The following is a 16464-nucleotide window of genomic DNA, read 5'->3' as shown; positions in this document are numbered from 1 at the left end:
GGCGGCCGGCGGGTGTCAATCCCGCTGGCCCGACCTTGGCTCCGTGTCGGCTTGCTCGTCCGCAGAGGCCTTGACGCGGGTCCAGGCCGGTAATGTGCCGGTCGTGATTTCCGAAGCCACATTCACCCGATTGCGACCTTGCGACTTGGCGGCGTACAACGCGCGGTCGGCAAGCTCGATCAGGCTACGCTCATCGAGTTGCCGATCCGTGCCGACGAATGTCGCGACACCGAGGCTGATCGTCACGATGCCAAACGGGCTGGCAGGATGTTCGATCTGCTCGTCACGGATCGCCCGCAGGATATTTTCGGCCACCTGGCGAGCGTTCGACTCGTCAGTACCAGGCAACACCACCGCGATCTCTTCACCGCCATAACGGGCGGCGACGTCACTGGGACGACGAATGAACTGCTCCACCACTCGGGCCAGCGCAATCAGGCATTCGTCACCGGCCAGGTGACCGTAATGATCGTTGTAGCGTTTGAAATGATCGGCATCGATCAGAATCAACGACAGCAGGCTGCGCTCGCGTCTGGCGCGCTTGAATTCGACTTCCAGAAACTGATCGAAACGTCTGCGATTGGCCAGCCCGGTGAGTTTGTCTTCAGAGGCGATCAACTCCAGATGCTGGTTCAGCCGGATCAGGGCTGCCTGGGAATCAAGCAACTGGTCTTCTGCACGTATGCGGCTGTGAATATGCCCGATCAGACGAACGCCGAGCCCGATCACCAGGCCGAGCAGCACCAGCATGACCAGAATGGACTGCTTGGTCTGGCCCAGCCAGTCGAGCATGGCTTCTTTCTGACCCAGCGCAACCACGGTGACGATCGGGTAGACATCACTGCGTTTGAACGCATAAAAACGCGGGACACCGTCAATCCTGGAAACGAACTGAGCGGTGCCGGACACTTGGCCGCGTTCCGAGGTGAAAATGGGCGTCGATGACAGGTCGCGACCGATTTCCTGTTCCAGATGGGGATAGCGCACCCGCAATTGTCCGGCCGTCGACGTCAGACTAATAATGCCGGTTCGACCAACCTTGATATCCGAATAGAACTTCAACAGATGATCGACGCCGATGGTCACAACCATCAGCCCGGCAAAACTCGCATCGGGATTATTGATGCGTCTGCTGACCGATATGACCCATTCGCCGGAGGCGCGGCTGCGAATCGTCGGGCCGATGTAAGGGGCTTTGTCAGGCACCTGCAGGTGGTGCTGAAAGAACTGGCGCTGCCCGCTGTTGATGCCTATGACTTTGGGATTGCTTGAGAAGATGCAAATCCCGTCAGCGTTGTACAGCGACACGGTATCGATCTGCGGCAGCGCGCCCATTTCACGCGCGATCACCCACCTCAGACGCTCGATCTGTTCGGGTCCGGCGCCGTCCTTTTCGACACGCTCCGTCAGGCCGATCAGCATCAGCTCGCTTTGCTTGAAAATGCCATCCGTGTAGGTACTCAGCGCTCCAGCCAGATTGATCGTGCTGGTCTGGATGTTTTCCAGGGTGTTGCGGCGTGCGGTCCATGCTTGCCAGGCCATCAACATCACCACGCAGGCGCACACTACGAAGATCAGCCATGACGCAAGCCGAAGGTCGCGTTTCAAAACTTGCCTCCACAACAGGTGAGAACCAGTGCATCTGGTTTTTCTGAAAACCGGACCTGATTGCTCAGGGGCCATCGACAATCCTTTCGCTATCAACTGCCATTGTCGGCAAGTGCTCGGCCATACCTGGAAGGCCTGGCATCGATAAAAGCATGCCAGTGAGTGGCATCATAATGCCACGTACAGCGGTATATGGGTTGATCGGGGTTGAACATACGGACGCAGGCGCACACTGGATCACAGTGGCGCCTGATTTTATGGCGGGCTGTAAGCGCGACCGGCTTACAGGGGCAAGGCGGGTTGTCGGCAGTGACCTGGGGTCAAGCCGTCTCGGCGACAGGCTTGCGTTGTGCAGCGGCTTCCAGCTCGCGTACCAGAGGCAACACGTGCTGACCGAAATAGGCGACTTCTTCCTGGAAATGCAGGAACGCGGAAAGGACCAGGTCTACGCCAACGGACTTGAGTTCGACGATGCGTTCGGCAATCTGCCGGGGTGTGCCGATCAGGTTGGTCTTGAAGCCATCGTTGTACTGCACCAGATCCTGAAAGGTGGATTTGGCCCAGTTGCCCTCGCCTTCCGGACTCGCCTGACCGGCCTGTTTCGCGGCGTCACCAAAGGCGTTGACAGCTTCCGGATCAGCCTTGTCGACGATTTCGGCCAGCACGGCGCGTGCCTCTTCTTCGGTATCTCTGGCAATGATGAAGGCATTGACGCCGATCTTCACCGAATGCCCGTTCGCGGCTGCCTTGGCTCGAATGTCATAGACCTGCGCCTTGATACCTTCGACAGTATTGCCGTTGGTGAAATACCAGTCCGACACCCGCGCCGCCATATCACGTGCAGCCCGCGAGCTGCCGCCCTGAAAGATCTCCGGGTGAGGACGCTGGATCGGCTTGGGCTTGAGGGTGTAATCGTGAAAGCGATAGAAATCACCCTTGAAGGTGAAGTTGTCGGTGGTCCAGATTCCCTTGAGCGCGCGAATGAACTCCTCGGAGCGCCGATAACGTTCGTCATGCTCCAGCCAGGGCTCACCGATGGCCTGAAACTCGCCCTTGAACCAGCCGCTGACGATATTGACTGCCACGCGCCCGGCAGTGAGCTGGTCAATGGTCGCCAGTTGCTTGGCGGCTACCGACGGGGTCCATGGACCGGGCAATATCGCGGCGATGACCTTGAGCTTTTCGGTCGCAGCCAACAGCGCGTGGCTGAAAGCTACGGATTCATGCTGGAACTCGGCGCCATAGCCGGCGGTAAAGCGGATTTGCGTCAGCGCGTAGTCGAAGCCGGACTGCTCGGCGATCTGCGCTAATTTGCGGTTGTAGTCGATGGTCCAGCTGGTGCGCTGTTCGATCTTGCTGACGACCAGCCCACCGCTGACGTTCGGAACCCAGTACGCAAATTTTATGGACGATTGGCTCATGTCGGTACTCCTCTGGCTGCAAGCTTCCCGAGCGCATTAAACACAAGGGCCTGCAGATCCACAGAGCAGCAACCGTGCCATCCAATAAAACACAGACAGATCAAGGCGTTGCGACGGCTGATGTGCAGCGTCAACTGTCCGTGCCACGCCAGGGTGTGGAACCACTGTTGCCGGAGCAACAGTTTCAAGGGATTTTTGGCCTGCGCAGGATGTGATTCGTTAAAAACAAGCCGACGAGAGGCAGCTCGCCCTGCTATCCAGAATCGCGTTGCAGTAGTAAATTTTGGATCCAACGAACCCGCATTCATCCGCAGGAGCACCGATGAAATTGCATGCCTGTTTTCTGGCTTTGATGATCCCTGCCCTGTCGGCGCATGCCGAAGGCAAAACCCTATCCATCCCCCATGATCCGTCCGGTCATCACGCACTGGTAGAAAAAAGCGGAAGCGCAAAGGAACGCGTGGTGATCACCCGGCGTGAAGGCATGCTTGGGGTGATCTACTCCAAGCGGGTCTATAACTGCGCCAACCATACGGTGAACCTGGTCGGCACCGGTTCCACACTGGAAATCATGGAGCAGGCAAAGGCCGTGAGTGGCATGGGTCCGGTGATTCGCGACTCCACGGCTGACTATATCGAATCCGAAGCCTGCAGTTGATCCCGAGCTGATCGAGCCTGTCCCGGCTGAATCCGCAACACCCGAAAGCGCCTCCCATGAGGCGCTTTTTTTCGTTTCTGCCGTTGCGTTTTGCAGCGCGGAGCAGCGCCGCAAAAAACACTTGCACCGAAAGTATTACGGTATACCATCAGACAACAATAACTCATCACGCCGGTGCAGGCGCCAGATTTAAGCGAGGTAAGTGTCATGAAGTTTTCGTTGTTCGTGCACATGGAACGCTGGGATGACAGTGTCAGTCATCGCCAGCTTTTCGAGGACCTGACCGAGCTGACGCTGATGGCCGAGCAAGGTGGCTTCAGCACAGTCTGGATTGGCGAACACCACGCGATGGAATACACCATCTCGCCAAGCCCGATGCCGCTGCTGGCCTATCTGGCGGCCAAAACCACACGCATTCATCTGGGCGCGGGCACCATCATTGCGCCGTTCTGGCATCCATTGCGGGTCGCGGGGGAATGCGCGCTGCTCGACGTGATCAGCAACGGGCGCATGGAAGTCGGTCTGGCACGCGGCGCCTATCAGGTGGAGTTCGACCGCATGGCCGGTGGCATGCCAGCCTCCGAAGGCGGCAAGGCGTTGCGTGAAATGGTCCCGGTGGTGCGTGCGCTGTGGCAGGGTGACTACGCTCACGATGGCGACATCTGGAAATTCCCGACCTCGACTTCCGTGCCCAAGCCGATCAACACGCCGCCGATGTGGATCGCTGCACGCGACCCCGACTCGCATAATTTCGCTGTGCAGAACGGCTGCAACGTGATGGTCACCCCGTTAATGAAGGGTGACGAAGAAGTTGTCGACCTGAAGAACAAGTTCGACGCCGCGCTGGCCAACAACCCTGACGTGCCCCGCCCGCAATTGATGGTGCTGCGCCATACGCATGTGCATGCCGCAGATGATCCTGAAGGCTGGAAGGTAGGTGCCACCGCCATCGCTAAGTTCTACCGCACTTTTGACGCGTGGTTTGGCAACAAACAGACGCCGGTCAACGGTTTTCTGGCTCCCAGCCCGGAAGAGAAATTCAAGGAACGTCCGGAGTTCGAGCTGGAGAACATCCGCAAAAATACCATGATCGGTACCCCTGAGGAGATCATTCCGCGCATTCGTCACTATCAGGAGTTGGGTGTCGACGAGTTCAGCTTCTGGTGCGACAACAGCCTGCCGCATGCCGAGAAGAAAAAGTCGCTTGAGCTGTTCATCAAGCACGTGGTGCCGGTGTTTCGTTGAGTGTTGAGATTGCCTGAGAGGCCCAGGAAAATGCTGCTCAGACCATAATATTGATCCTCCACACGCTCTGCACTCATCGTTATGCGCAAGTCCTGGATGCTCCAAGTAAAAGGCTTCCAGGCTTCTGCCCGAAGGGCGTAGGAGCGAACTTGTTCGCGAAAGCGCGAGTGTAATCGGCAAAAATACGTCGATTGAGAAGCCTTCTTCGCGAACAAGTTCGCTCCTACGGCCTTCGGCCAGAATCAAAAATCACATTGCGACGCTCGTTCCCACGCTCTGGTGTGACCCCCGAAGGTTGGGGTCCGGCTCAGATCACCTTTTCGCCCCTCGGCGACCTACTTTGATGCGGCCAAAGTAGGCAAAGCCCGCAGCTCCGTTTCCGGCCCGACTTCGTCGGGTTCCTTCGCCCTGTCACTGATCCGGGGGTAGCCCCGGATCAGCGCCAGGACCCAGCCGTCACTTACGTCGCAATTTGCGTCGTCTGTGCCATCGTGATCGAAAAGCACGTTATGGCGTCAGTCAGTACATCGCGTTTCGAAAGCACGTTATGGCGTCAGTAACCCGACCCTGAACCCGAACCCGGAATCCACGATGTCCCGGCCAGGGGCACGCGGGCCATGGCTGCTGATTCGACGGTCAGTGCCACCAGGTCTTCCGGGTCGAGGTTGTGCAGGTGTGATTTACCGCACGCGCGGGCCATGGTCTGGGCTTCGAGGACGAGTACGCGCAGGTAGTTGGCCAGGCGCCGACCGCCTTCGACCGGGTCGAGACGTTTGGACAGTTCCGGGTCCTGGGTGGTGATGCCCGCTGGGTCGCGGCCGTTTTGCCAGTCGTCGTAGTAACCCGCTGCCGAGCCGATCTTTTTCAGTTCTTCGTCGAGCCGCGGATGGTTGTCGCCCAGTGCTATCAGCGCCGCCGTGCCGATCGCCACTGCGTCGGCGCCCAGCGCCATGGCCTTGGCTACGTCGGCGCCGTTGCGGATGCCGCCAGAGACGATCAACTGCACCTTGCGATGCATGCCCATTTCCTGCAGCGCCTGCACGGCCTGCGGGATGGCAGGCAGAATCGGGATGCCGACGTGTTCGATGAACACTTCCTGAGTCGCTGCCGTACCGCCCTGCATGCCGTCGAGCACGATCACGTCGGCGCCGGCTTTCACGGCCAGTTTCACGTCGTAGTAGGGACGGCTGGCACCGATCTTCACGTAGATCGGCTTTTCCCAGTCGGTGATCTCGCGAATCTCGGCAATCTTGATCGCCAGATCGTCCGGGCCGGTCCAGTCCGGGTGACGGCAGGCCGAGCGCTGATCGACACCGACCGGCAAGGTACGCATGCCGGCCACCCGTTCGGTGACTTTCATGCCCAGCAACATGCCACCGCCGCCCGGCTTGGCGCCCTGCCCCAGCACGATCTCGATGGCATCGGCCTTGCGCAGGTCGTCCGGGTTCATGCCATAACGCGATGGCAGGTATTGATAGACCAGATGCTGCGACTGGCCACGCTCTTCCGGGGTCATGCCGCCGTCGCCGGTGGTGGTGCTGGTGCCCGCGATGGTCGCGCCACGGCCCAGTGCTTCCTTGGCGTTGGCCGACAACGCGCCGAAGCTCATGCCGGCAATGGTTATCGGGATTTTCAGGTACAACGGCTTCTTGGCAAAGCGATTGCCGAGCACCACGTCGGTGCCGCACTTCTCGCGGTAACCTTCCAGCGGGTAGCGCGACACGCTGGCGCCGAGCAGCAACAGGTCGTCGAAGTGCGGCAGCTTGCGCTTGGTGCCGCCACCGCGAATGTCGTAGATGCCGGTTTCCGCAGCACGCTGGATTTCCTGAATGGTCAGGCGATCGAAGGTGGCCGACTCGCGCAGGACTGGAGCAGGTTTGTGGCTGATAGGGTCGCTCATGGTAATGCTCCTGGATCAGTACGCGGAGGCGTTATCGACTTTGAAGTTGTACAGCTGACGGGCCGAGCCGTAGCGTTTGAAATCCGCTGCCTTCTCGTTGAAGCCCGCGCGATTGAGCAGCTCCTGCAACTCCTGCAGATGCTCTTCACGCATCTCCTTGGCGATGCAGTCGGAGCCCAGTGACTCGACCTTGCCTTTGACGTAGATCCGCGTTTCATACAGCGAGTCGCCCAGCGCATCACCAGCGTCGCCGCAGACCACCAGCCGACCGGCCTGGCCCATGAAGCAGCTCATGTGGCCGATGCTGCCGCCGACCACGATGTCGATGCCTTTCATGGAAATACCGCAACGCGCTCCGGCATCGCCTTCAATCACCAGCAAGCCGCCATGTGCCGTTGCGCCGGCCGCCTGCGAGGCACTGCCCTTGACCCGCACAGCGCCAGACATCATGTTTTCCGCGCAGCCGACACCGACGTTGCCGTGCACGGTGATCGACGCTTTCTGGTTCATCCCCGCGCAGTAGTAACCCGCGTGGCCCTTAATATCGATGGAGATGGCTTCGTTGACGCCGACCGCCAGATTGTGTGCGCCATCGGGATGCGTGACCAACCATTCGCGGTCCTGCAATTGCTTGACCTGATCGTGCAGGGCCTGATTGAGATCACGCACGGTGGCGCTGGAAAGATCGACGGTTTTCATGGGCGTGCTCCCTCGGCTGGCTCGCGTTCCCAGATGTACATGGTGGCCGGGACCGGTTCCCAGACCCTGGCGTTTTCGATCCCCGGCAGGCTGGATAGCGCCTGGTATTCCGAGGCCATGGCGACGTAGTCATCGGTTTCGGCAAGGATTGCCGGTTTGCAGGCGATCGGGTCGCGGATCACCGCAAAGCCATTGCGTGTGCCGATGGCGAAAGTAAAAAAGCCATCGAGGTCTTCGAGCGACTTGTCGAGTGCCTGTTTCAGGCTGTCGCCCTGTTGCAGACGCCAGGCCAGATACCCCGCCGCCACTTCGGTGTCGTTGTCGGTCTCGAAATGAATACCCTCGCGGCGCAGGTTCTGGCGCAGACGAAAGTGATTGGACAGTGAGCCGTTGTGCACCAGGCACAGGTCGGAGCCCGTGGAGAACGGGTGACTGCCTTCCGTGGTCACGGCGCTTTCGGTGGCCATGCGCGTGTGGCCGATGATGTGGCTGCCTTTCATGGACGCCAGACCGAAACGTTCGGAAATCTCCCGCGGCAGGCCCATGCCTTTGAGGATCTCGATGCTCTGCCCGGCACTCATGATGCGCACGCTCGGTGCCAGTTCCGCCAGCGCAGCGCGCACCGGGGCTTCTTCTGCCTGAACCTTCAAGACCACGGCGCTGGCGTTCTGAAACCAGTCCAGCTGCGCGCTCAACCTGCCTTGCAGCGCCGCAATCAGCGCCGTGAAATCATACTGTTCGGTGGTGGCCTGCAAGGTCAGCTTGACCCAGCCCTGCGCCACTTCATCGCCATAGATGGCGAACCCGGCACTGTCCGGTCCGCGGTCGGTCATGGCTTCGAGCATCGGCTCGAACAACTTGCCGAGTTGCGACTCCAGCGCCGGGTTTTTCAGATACAAACCAACGATTCCGCACATACGCCTCACCTTGTTCGGGAGCGGCAAGCTTTTAGCTGCAAGCTGCAAGCTAAAAACCAACCGCGTAGACAGAGAAATCAAACACGCCGCAATCCGCTTCTTCTTGCAGCTTGCCGCTTGAAACTTGCAGCTGCTCTCTGAAACTTGCCGCTAGAAAAACTCGATATAGCGTTTCACTTCCCAGTCGCTCACGTGGCGGCTGTATTCCACCCACTCCATGCGCTTGAGGCGGATGAATTCATCGACAATCTCGCTGCCCAGCACTTCGCCAAACAACGGGTCGGCCTGCAGCGCGTCGCAGGCTTCGTTGAGCGACTGCGGCAGGGTCTTGATGCCCCGTGCGGCAATCTCTTCGAGGCTCAATGTGTAGAGGTTCTCGTTGCAGACGTGATCGATCTCCAGTTGCCGGTCGATACCGTCGAGCCCTGCGGCAATGATTGCGGCGCTGACCAGATACGGATTGCAACCAGCGTCGGGCAGACGAAACTCCAGACGGCCATAAGGCACGCGCACCATCGCCGAGCGGTTGTTGGCACCGAAGGCAATAAACGCCGGGGCCCAGGTGGCGCCCGAGAGTGAATTGCCGACCACCAGGCGTTTGTAGGAGTTGACCGTGGGTGCGGCAAAGGCACACAGCGCAGGTCCATGAGCCAAAAGACCCGCCGCGAAGTGATAGGCCAGTTTCGACAACCCCATGCCGCTCGGATCGCTGGCATCGTGGAACAGGTTCTTGTTGCTGGCACTGGCGATCGACAGGTGAAAGTGCATGCCGTTGCCGGCACGTTTGGGATCAGGCTTGGGCATGAACGAGCAGATCATGCCCATGTCATTGGCAATCTCTCCGGCGGCCATGCGGAAGAAGGTGAAACGGTCAGCCGATTCCATGGCCTCGCTGTAGGTGTAATTGATCTCGAACTGGCCGTTGGCGTCTTCATGATCGATCTGATAGATGTCGAAACCCACTGGCTGCAGTGCCTCGGTCAGGCGCTCGAGAAACGCGCGAGAACGCGACAGCCCTTTGTAGTCGTAGCAGGGCTTGTCGAGGTTATCGCTGGCATCGACCATCTGCAGACTGCCGGTGACGTCGCGCTTGAACAGGCTGAACTCGGGCTCCAGGCCGGTATTGAGGGTCCAGCCACGCTGGCTGAGGCGTTCGACCTGCTGCTGCAACACGTAGCGGCTGTCATAAGGCCAGGGTTTGCCATCCACATGGCCGATGCACACTACCCGTCCATAGCCCGGCTGCCATGGCACCGGGGTCAGCGACGACAGATCACCCCTGGCCATGAAGTCCGGCCCGTGGGGCTCCATGCCCATCCCGCAAATCGCGAAACCGGCAAACCCGGCACCGTCCTCTGCAACCATTTCCAAACCTGTCACAGGAACCGATTTGGTCTTGGCCGAACCATGAATGTCGACGAACTGAGCCAGTACGTACTTGATGCCGTGCTGTTCGATCAGACGCTGTGTTTCGGGTGGCAACATGGGACGTGTCTCCTGGCAAAAGCAAAACGTTTCAAGGAAGGGCCGCTGTTCACTGCCTTTCGGGATATATTCCGAACAGGAAAATTACTTTCCCTTTAGGAATGCAAGGCGCTTGCCAGTTTGGTATGCCAATTAAACGAAGTGACTCAGGAGGGGTAATTCTGCTGTTTATATGGGAAACTCGTTTTCCCTGTGGGAATAATCTGCAACCCGGCCACACCACGGTCAGGCGAAACGCACATTCCCAGTGCGAAATAAAAATTATTGAACGGAAACCGTGCAAAGCCGATGAACATGCCGACCGACCCTCATCCGAAATTGAAGCTCGAGCAGTACCTGGGCATTCAGATCAAGCGTCAGCGCCAGGCTCAGGAACTGAAGCTCGCCGACGTGGCGCGCATCGCCGGTATCAGCCAGGGCATGCTGAGCAAGATCGAGAACGCGCAGGTCTCGACCAGCCTCGACAACCTCAGCCGCCTGTGCGACGTGCTGGGCATGCCCATGTCCAAACTGTTCAGCCAGTACGACCAGCAAGGCAGCAGTGCCTTGCTGGTGAAGGCCGATGAAGGACTCGAAGTGGTGAGGCGCGGCACCGAGAAAGGCCACACCTATCACCTGCTCAACCATACCCGTGGGCCGAAGAAGAGTTTCGAGGCGTACATGGTGACGATGGACGATGCCAGCGAAGAGTTTCCGACCTTCTCACACCCAGGTACGGAGTTTCTGCACCTGCTGGAAGGCGAGCTGATTTACCGCCACGGCAACCAGTTGTATCCGATGCAGGCCGGTGACAGCCTGACCTTCGATGGCGACATCCCCCATGGCCCCGAGCAACTGGTGCAGGTGCCGATCAAACTGCTGTCGATCATGAATTACGGGGCGCACGGAGATTGACGCCAGGCGAGACGCGGTACGCCAGCAGGCGCACCGCTGTTGCCGGGACTAGAAGTATTTCAGCCAGCTGATATCCCGACGACGAGCCTTGAGCGCGGCGAACCAGCGCACCGCCGGGAACAGCAGTACGGCCAGTACCACCGAGGTCAGCCAGACGCCCCACATGTGGTCGAAACCGAAGTACGTGCCCTGATTGGTGCCCCAGATCGCCAAGGCAATCAGGTACAGAATTTTCAGCACGTAAAGGTGCAGCAGGTAGAAAAACATCGGCGCCGAACCGAGTACCACCAGCGGCCGCAACGCGCTTTTTTCCTGACCGCGTTCGAAGGCGATGAGGATCAGCAGACCAATCCCCAGCGTCAGGCAGATGAACAGCAGCGACGGCGGGTATTTGGTGATGTTGAAGAAGCTCATGACCGTCTGTACGCCGGTATCGCCGACGCTCCACGGCTTTTCGCCGTAGCCGTTGATCAGGCGCAGGACCACGAAGCCCAGCAGCGCCCCTGCCCCACACTTCCACAGGTTCGCACGGCGTTTCGCCGCGTCGTAGCTGCTTGAGAACCAGGGGCCTGCGGCGTAGCCCAGTGCGATGATGCCGATCCACGGCAACAACGGATACGAGGTGCGCAAGCGCAGGTTATCGGAAGCCTCGATCCAGCCACGGTCGTGCAGGATCGCCCACGGCACGTGCATGGCCGACTCGACACCGAAATGCACGGTGTCCAGCAGGTTATGCCCGGCAATGATCACCACACCGATGACCACCAGCGCCCAGCGCGGCAGGAACACCATCAGCGACAGCGCGACCATGCTCAGGCCGATGGCCCAGATCACTTGCAGGTAGATGATGGTCGGCGGGAACTCGAAGGTCCAGGCAAAGCTCACCAGAGTGAACTCCAGCGCAATCAGAAACAGACCGCGCTTGAGCAGGAACGCCGCAACGTCGCTTTTGCCCTGGTGTTTCTCGCCATAGAGGAACGCCGAAAGCCCGGTCAGCAGGACGAACAGTGGCGCACACAAATGCGCCAGCGTCCGGCTGAAAAACAGCTCGGGCGCGGTGGTGGCGACGTCCATCGGGTCGATGACCTGGTGGTGCATGAAGAACGTTTCGCGGACATGGTCCAGCAACATGAAAAGAATGATCAGCCCGCGCAGAGCATCGATCGAGCGCAGCCGTGATGCGGGTGCCCGGGTTGAGTGAACAGCTGTTGTCATGAAAAATCCAGATCCGTGGGCGGAAGTGCAATGAGTCGAGGGTGTCCTGAGTCAGAACTCGTTCTGAAGCGCCTTGTAGCCGCGCACCAGATCAATATTGGTGTGCGCCACATCTTCGGAAAACTCCGAAGCCGAAATGCTCACCGGTGGGAATTGCGAAAGGTCAGTGCCCGGCCCGATCCGGGTGGTGGACGGCACGTAAAAGTGCTCCGGTAAATCGCGACCGTCGACCACCGAGTTGTGCCTGACCACGCTGCCGTTGCCGACCTGGCAATTGAACAACACGCTATTGAAACCGATGAACACGCGATCTCCGACCATGCAAGGTCCGTGCACGATGGATCGGTGGGCGATCGAGGTGAACTCGCCGATGGTGACAGCAGCACCTGATTTCGAATGGATCACCACGCCATCCTGAATGTTGGAATTGGCACCGATGACGATCGGTTCCATGTCTCCGGTGGCATCGACTTCGTCGGCGCGGATCACGGCGTAGGGCCCGACAAACACGTTGTCCTTGATGATCACCTTGCCGCAGATGATCGCGGTTTTATCGATGTAGGCGGACTCGGCAATGACCGGCAGATGGCCGGAAGGATTTTTACGGATCACGGAATGAAACCTCAGGACAGGTAGTTGGAAGTCTGGGCAGCGGCATCGTGCGGGTGCAGGCTTTCGAAGTGACGAACACTGACGCTGGAAGCTGCATAGCGGCCTTCAAGTGCTTGCTGGACCTTGCGCGCAGCGTCTTCGACGTACATCAGGTTCTGGCCGTTGAGCCGCGCGAACGCCTGCTCGTCGGCACGCTTGACCGCGGTTTGTACCGGGGTGCCCAACGCCTGTTCGACAAGGTCGATCAGCGTCATCAGGCCCAGTTCGGTCGCCTGCTCCGCCACCCGCACCTGCACCGTCGCAACGCTGCGCTGGCTGTGCGGCGTGGCGAACGATGCGTTCTCGCGCAACCAGGCGGCGACCTGCATCGGATCGACAAATGACTGCCTGCCGAAGCGCGCCGCGAATGCCTCTTCCAGCAGTTGCCGAGACAATGCGGCCGAGCACGGACAGGTGGACGAGTAGGTGACATCCACCGAACTGTCGAGGCACAGCCGACCGGCATGCCAGGTGGCATCGAGCGTCACGGGGTAGGATTTCCAGCCGCTGAGCCCTTCGGTAATCAACGCCGGGCGACGGCACAGCAGATTGAAGCTCAGCTTGAGTCGGGCATGGCTGGAGTGACAGTCGAGGTGACTCTCGACCATGGCTTCCAGCAAGGCAGACAGCGTATCGGGGCTGACGATCTGCCGTTCGGCATAGCCGTCGAGCAGCCGATAGAGTCGCGACATGTGGATGCCCTTGACGCTCGGGTCGGTCAGATCGACCTGCAGATCGACATGCGCGTGAACAGGATGACGAATGCTTGCTTCAGCCAGTCTGATCGGCACTTCCACACCTTGCATGCCGACCCAGTCGAGTGACACCAGCGCCGGGGAAATTTCCGTCAGGGCAACATCCGGGAGAGGTTTGTTCATGTGCGTCGTTCGTCTCGTTGGCGAACTTCACCACGCGGGCGAAGCCTGATGTTGGCGGTTCACAGCCGTGCAGTGCACGGCCATAAATTCGTTACACTATAACATCATGCTTGCGAACTTCATCAACCAAAGGTTACTCACTCCACACAGCGCTCCCGCAATACCGCCAGCGGCTCAGGTCTTTGCCAGTTCCTCGATCAGAAAATCCCGGAAGGCAGCAACTGCAGCGGGAAGGTTGCGCCCGGCCATGCTTTGCAACTCGATACGCCGTGCCTTCATGCCATCGTCACTGATCGGCAGCGATTTGAGCTGTTTTTCATGGGCGCGTTTGTCGAGTGTCATCTCGCTGGACAGGCTGATCCCGCCCTCCTCCCGAACAAACCGCAGCAAGGCGCCGATGTAGTTGCTGGTCAGCACCGGATCGAACAGCAGGCCCTGCACGCCGCAGCAGATATCGAACAACTGGCGCAAGGTCGTGTCGGTGTTGGTCAGGGCGATGGCGTAAGGTTGCAGCTCAGCCAGCGTGACCTCCTTGCGGGCGGCCAGCGGATGGTTATGACTGACCACTGCGCAGATCGCGCCGCTGTGGATGTGCTCGACCTTGATCTCGTTCTGCGGCGTCAGGCTGAAGGTCAGGCACAGGTCAGCGTCGCCCGAGCGCACCCGTTCGGTGGCCTGCGCCGGGGCACAGACCTCCATCGAGAAATGGATGCCCTGATACTGCCGCCGAAACCGCGCAATGCACTGCGGCAGAAAATCCAGGGCAAAGCCCTCGGAGCAGGCGATGCGCACATGCCCACGCTGCAAGCCTTGCAGCTCGGTAATTTCCAGTACCACCTGCTCGGCCTCAAGCTGTGATTTGCGTGCATAGGCCGCCAGGCGAACGCCCGCCTCGCTGAGCATCATGCCGCGCGCCTGACGCTCGAAGAGCACCGCATCCAGCTCTCGCTCCAGTTTGCTGATCTGCCGACTGACCGCCGAAGACGCGACATTGAGGCGGATCGAGGCTTCGCTGATCGATCCGCACCGCGCCACTTCGAGGAAGTAGCGCAAGGCCGTGGACTGTACGCCGTAGAGTTGCATCAATGCTCCTGCGTTGCCTTTTCAGCAATGAAAGGTTCGAAATATTGTGCTTGTGGCATTGATACGCTTTGCCTAGAGTCGTGTCGAGGCGCAATTCATCAAAACAACCCAATCAAAAGAACACTGCGGCCTCGTTGCTTCCTCCTTCTCGCATTTGCGACCCACTGCCCTTTGATACATCCACTTTGCCTTTTGGAGACGACGGCATGGGAATCAAGGGTTTCGCTCGCAGCATCGCGCTATTGAGCCTGTTCAGCAGTTTCTCCGTCCTGGCCGGCAAGGCTGACGACACACTGGTCTACGCCTCGGACAGCGAACCGGAAAACATCAGCCCCTATCACAACGATTTGCGCGAAGGCGTGATCCTCGGTCGCCTGATCTGGGACAACCTGGTCTATCGCAACCCGGACAATGGCGAGTACCAACCGATGCTCGCCACCAGCTGGAAACAGGTCGACGATACGACCATCGATTTCCAGCTGCGCCATGGCGTGAAGTTTCACAACGGCGACCCGTTTACTGCAGATGACGTGGTGTTCACCCTCAATTATGTGGTGTCTCCCGAGTCCAAGGTGGTCACGGTACAAAACGTCGACTGGATCAAGAGCGCCGAAAAACTGGGTGATTACAGCGTTCGTCTGCACCTGAAAAAGCCCTTCCCGCCTGCGCTGGAATACCTCTCCAACGCCGTACCGATGTTCCCGAAAAAATATTTCGAAGAAGTCGGGCTGGCAGGCTTCAGCCGTAAACCGGTCGGCACCGGGCCTTACAAGGTGACGGCCATCGCCACCGGCGAAGGCGTGAAGATGGACAAGAACCCGGACTACTTCAAGGACAGCCCGCAGGGTCAGCCAAAGATCGGGCACATCAACTTCCGGGTGATCGCCGATGCCGAAACGCGTCTGGCCGAGCTGATGACCGGTGGCGTCGACTGGATCTGGCGGGTTGCACCGGATCAGGCGGAAAACCTCAAGGGCATGCCCAATCTGGTGGTCACCAGCGGCGCGACCATGCGTATAGGTTTTCTGATTCTGGATGCGCGCGGCACCTCCAGCGCCGATTCGCCGATGAAACACCTGAAGGTGCGCCAGGCGATCAACCACGCGATCAACCGTGACGGCCTGGCTTCGCAACTGGTCGGCGGCGAAAGCAAGCCGTTGCAAGTCGCCTGCTACCCTGGCCAGTTCGGTTGTGACACCACCGCCGCCACGGTCTACAACTACGACCCGGCAAAGGCCAAGGCGCTGCTCGCCGAAGCCGGCTACCCGAACGGCTTTGAGACCGAAATCTTCGCCTACCGCGACCGCGATTACGTGGAGGCCATCATCGGCAACCTGCGCGCCGTGGGCATCAACGCCAAGCTGCGCTACCTGAAGTACGCCGCCCTGCGTGATCAGCAGCGCGGCGGCAAAGTACCGATGTCGTTCCAGGCCTGGGGCTCGTTCTCGATCCTCGACACCTCGGCGTCGGCCGGCACCTGGTTCAAGGGCAACCCCGACGACAACATCAAGGACCCGCAAGTCCAGAGTTGGCTGCAGACCGCCGACAACGCGCTGGACCCGCAGGTGCGCAAGGACAACTACCGCAAGGCGTTGCAGCGCATCAGCGAGCAGGCTTACTGGGCGCCGCTGTTCAACTACTCGATGAACTACGCCTACGTCTCGGACTTGAACTTCAAGCCTTACCCGGACGAGCTGCCGCGCTTCGTGCTGTCGAGCTGGAAATAAGCGCTTGCCCAGGCCAGTCGGCGAACCTGGCTGTGAGGCGCATGACGCGTCTTGCAGCAGGTTCAGCCACCCCGTCACTCCCT

The 16464-nt window shown here is 59.5% G+C and carries 14 protein-coding genes; 4 read left to right on the top strand and 10 right to left on the bottom strand.

The genetic code is table 11. The features are described from left to right. Positions 1 to 15 precede the first annotated feature (15 nt). Positions 16 to 1608, bottom strand: coding sequence for a sensor domain-containing diguanylate cyclase (locus GE543_RS15330; RefSeq protein ID WP_046235758.1), 1593 nt, complete (start codon positions 1606 to 1608; stop codon positions 16 to 18). Positions 1609 to 1928: 320 nt separating this feature from the next. Further along, the gene (sfnG, locus tag GE543_RS15325; protein WP_153221790.1) at positions 1929 to 3029 is read right to left on the bottom strand and encodes a dimethylsulfone monooxygenase SfnG; all 1101 of its coding nucleotides are present in this window, start codon (positions 3027 to 3029) and stop codon (positions 1929 to 1931) included. A gap of 322 nt (positions 3030 to 3351) precedes the next feature. On the opposite strand from sfnG, the gene GE543_RS15320 reads away from it, so the two are divergent. Continuing rightward, positions 3352 to 3687 carry a hypothetical protein gene (locus tag GE543_RS15320; protein WP_004410841.1) on the top strand — a complete coding sequence of 112 codons (336 nt, stop codon included), beginning with the start codon at positions 3352 to 3354 and terminating at the stop codon, positions 3685 to 3687. Between the two features lie 207 nt (positions 3688 to 3894). Next, the gene (locus GE543_RS15315; RefSeq protein ID WP_004412651.1) at positions 3895 to 4932 is read left to right on the top strand and encodes an LLM class flavin-dependent oxidoreductase; all 1038 of its coding nucleotides are present in this window, start codon (positions 3895 to 3897) and stop codon (positions 4930 to 4932) included. Between the two features lie 553 nt (positions 4933 to 5485). Here GE543_RS15315 and GE543_RS15305 read toward each other — a convergent pair. The 4 genes from GE543_RS15305 to glnT all read right to left on the bottom strand — a co-directional run bounded on the left by GE543_RS15305 (position 5486) and on the right by glnT (position 9933). Then, on the bottom strand, positions 5486 to 6832 hold the full coding sequence (locus GE543_RS15305) for an FMN-binding glutamate synthase family protein (RefSeq protein WP_103688044.1): 1347 nt from the start codon (positions 6830 to 6832) through the stop codon (positions 5486 to 5488). A 15-nt stretch (positions 6833 to 6847) separates the two neighbouring features. Next, a complete protein-coding gene (locus tag GE543_RS15300; protein WP_046235856.1) occupies positions 6848 to 7531 on the bottom strand; it encodes a protein glxC in 684 nt (227 codons plus the stop codon). Then, positions 7528 to 8448, bottom strand: a complete 921-nt coding sequence (locus GE543_RS15295) for a glutamine amidotransferase family protein (RefSeq protein WP_153221789.1) — start codon at positions 8446 to 8448, stop codon at positions 7528 to 7530. Before GE543_RS15295 ends, GE543_RS15300 begins: the two co-directional genes overlap by 4 nt. Positions 8449 to 8598: 150 nt before the next feature. Then, positions 8599 to 9933 (bottom strand): type III glutamate--ammonia ligase, encoded by a 1335-nt coding sequence (glnT, locus tag GE543_RS15290; protein ID WP_004410830.1) that lies wholly within the window; start codon positions 9931 to 9933, stop codon positions 8599 to 8601. Positions 9934 to 10221: 288 nt separating this feature from the next. On the opposite strand from glnT, the gene GE543_RS15285 reads away from it, so the two are divergent. Then, on the top strand, positions 10222 to 10827 hold the full coding sequence (locus tag GE543_RS15285; RefSeq protein ID WP_003423969.1) for a helix-turn-helix domain-containing protein: 606 nt from the start codon (positions 10222 to 10224) through the stop codon (positions 10825 to 10827). Between the two features lie 48 nt (positions 10828 to 10875). Here GE543_RS15285 and GE543_RS15280 read toward each other — a convergent pair whose 3' ends face one another. From GE543_RS15280 to GE543_RS15265, 4 genes are all read right to left on the bottom strand, one after another. After that, entirely contained in the window at positions 10876 to 12042 is a 1167-nt protein-coding gene (locus GE543_RS15280; RefSeq protein WP_153221788.1) for a DUF1624 domain-containing protein, read from the bottom strand. Between the two features lie 51 nt (positions 12043 to 12093). Further along, positions 12094 to 12654 (bottom strand): carbonate dehydratase, encoded by a 561-nt coding sequence (locus GE543_RS15275; RefSeq protein ID WP_003367212.1) that lies wholly within the window; start codon positions 12652 to 12654, stop codon positions 12094 to 12096. Positions 12655 to 12665: 11 nt separating this feature from the next. After that, a complete protein-coding gene (folE2, locus tag GE543_RS15270; RefSeq protein WP_004410826.1) occupies positions 12666 to 13571 on the bottom strand; it encodes a GTP cyclohydrolase FolE2 in 906 nt (301 codons plus the stop codon). Between the two features lie 174 nt (positions 13572 to 13745). Continuing rightward, positions 13746 to 14654, bottom strand: a complete 909-nt coding sequence (locus GE543_RS15265; RefSeq protein WP_003408081.1) for a LysR substrate-binding domain-containing protein — start codon at positions 14652 to 14654, stop codon at positions 13746 to 13748. Between the two features lie 206 nt (positions 14655 to 14860). On the opposite strand from GE543_RS15265, the gene GE543_RS15260 reads away from it, so the two are divergent. Beyond that, positions 14861 to 16381, top strand: a complete 1521-nt coding sequence (locus tag GE543_RS15260; RefSeq protein ID WP_153221786.1) for an ABC transporter substrate-binding protein — start codon at positions 14861 to 14863, stop codon at positions 16379 to 16381. The last annotated feature ends 83 nt before the right edge of the window (positions 16382 to 16464 follow it).

This window comes from Pseudomonas sp. SZ57, from assembly GCF_009495975.1.
Lineage (GTDB): Bacteria > Pseudomonadota > Gammaproteobacteria > Pseudomonadales > Pseudomonadaceae > Aquipseudomonas > Aquipseudomonas syringae.
Note: the sequence above shows the minus strand (reverse complement) of the source record. Positions and strands in the feature narration are given on the sequence as shown.

What these genes read in the sequence shown, in the direction of transcription:
- sfnG (WP_153221790.1), bottom strand. Translation starts at nt 3,029, where the DNA reads ATGAGCCAATCGTCCATAAAATTTGCGTACTGGGTTCCGAACGTCAGC.
- GE543_RS15320 (WP_004410841.1), top strand. Translation starts at nt 3,352, where the DNA reads ATGAAATTGCATGCCTGTTTTCTGGCTTTGATGATCCCTGCCCTGTCG.
- GE543_RS15315 (WP_004412651.1), top strand. Translation starts at nt 3,895, where the DNA reads ATGAAGTTTTCGTTGTTCGTGCACATGGAACGCTGGGATGACAGTGTC.
- GE543_RS15305 (WP_103688044.1), bottom strand. Translation starts at nt 6,832, where the DNA reads ATGAGCGACCCTATCAGCCACAAACCTGCTCCAGTCCTGCGCGAGTCG.
- GE543_RS15300 (WP_046235856.1), bottom strand. Translation starts at nt 7,531, where the DNA reads ATGAAAACCGTCGATCTTTCCAGCGCCACCGTGCGTGATCTCAATCAG.
- GE543_RS15295 (WP_153221789.1), bottom strand. Translation starts at nt 8,448, where the DNA reads ATGTGCGGAATCGTTGGTTTGTATCTGAAAAACCCGGCGCTGGAGTCG.
- glnT (WP_004410830.1), bottom strand. Translation starts at nt 9,933, where the DNA reads ATGTTGCCACCCGAAACACAGCGTCTGATCGAACAGCACGGCATCAAG.
- GE543_RS15285 (WP_003423969.1), top strand. Translation starts at nt 10,222, where the DNA reads ATGAACATGCCGACCGACCCTCATCCGAAATTGAAGCTCGAGCAGTAC.
- GE543_RS15280 (WP_153221788.1), bottom strand. Translation starts at nt 12,042, where the DNA reads ATGACAACAGCTGTTCACTCAACCCGGGCACCCGCATCACGGCTGCGC.
- folE2 (WP_004410826.1), bottom strand. Translation starts at nt 13,571, where the DNA reads ATGAACAAACCTCTCCCGGATGTTGCCCTGACGGAAATTTCCCCGGCG.
- GE543_RS15265 (WP_003408081.1), bottom strand. Translation starts at nt 14,654, where the DNA reads ATGCAACTCTACGGCGTACAGTCCACGGCCTTGCGCTACTTCCTCGAA.
- GE543_RS15260 (WP_153221786.1), top strand. Translation starts at nt 14,861, where the DNA reads ATGGGAATCAAGGGTTTCGCTCGCAGCATCGCGCTATTGAGCCTGTTC.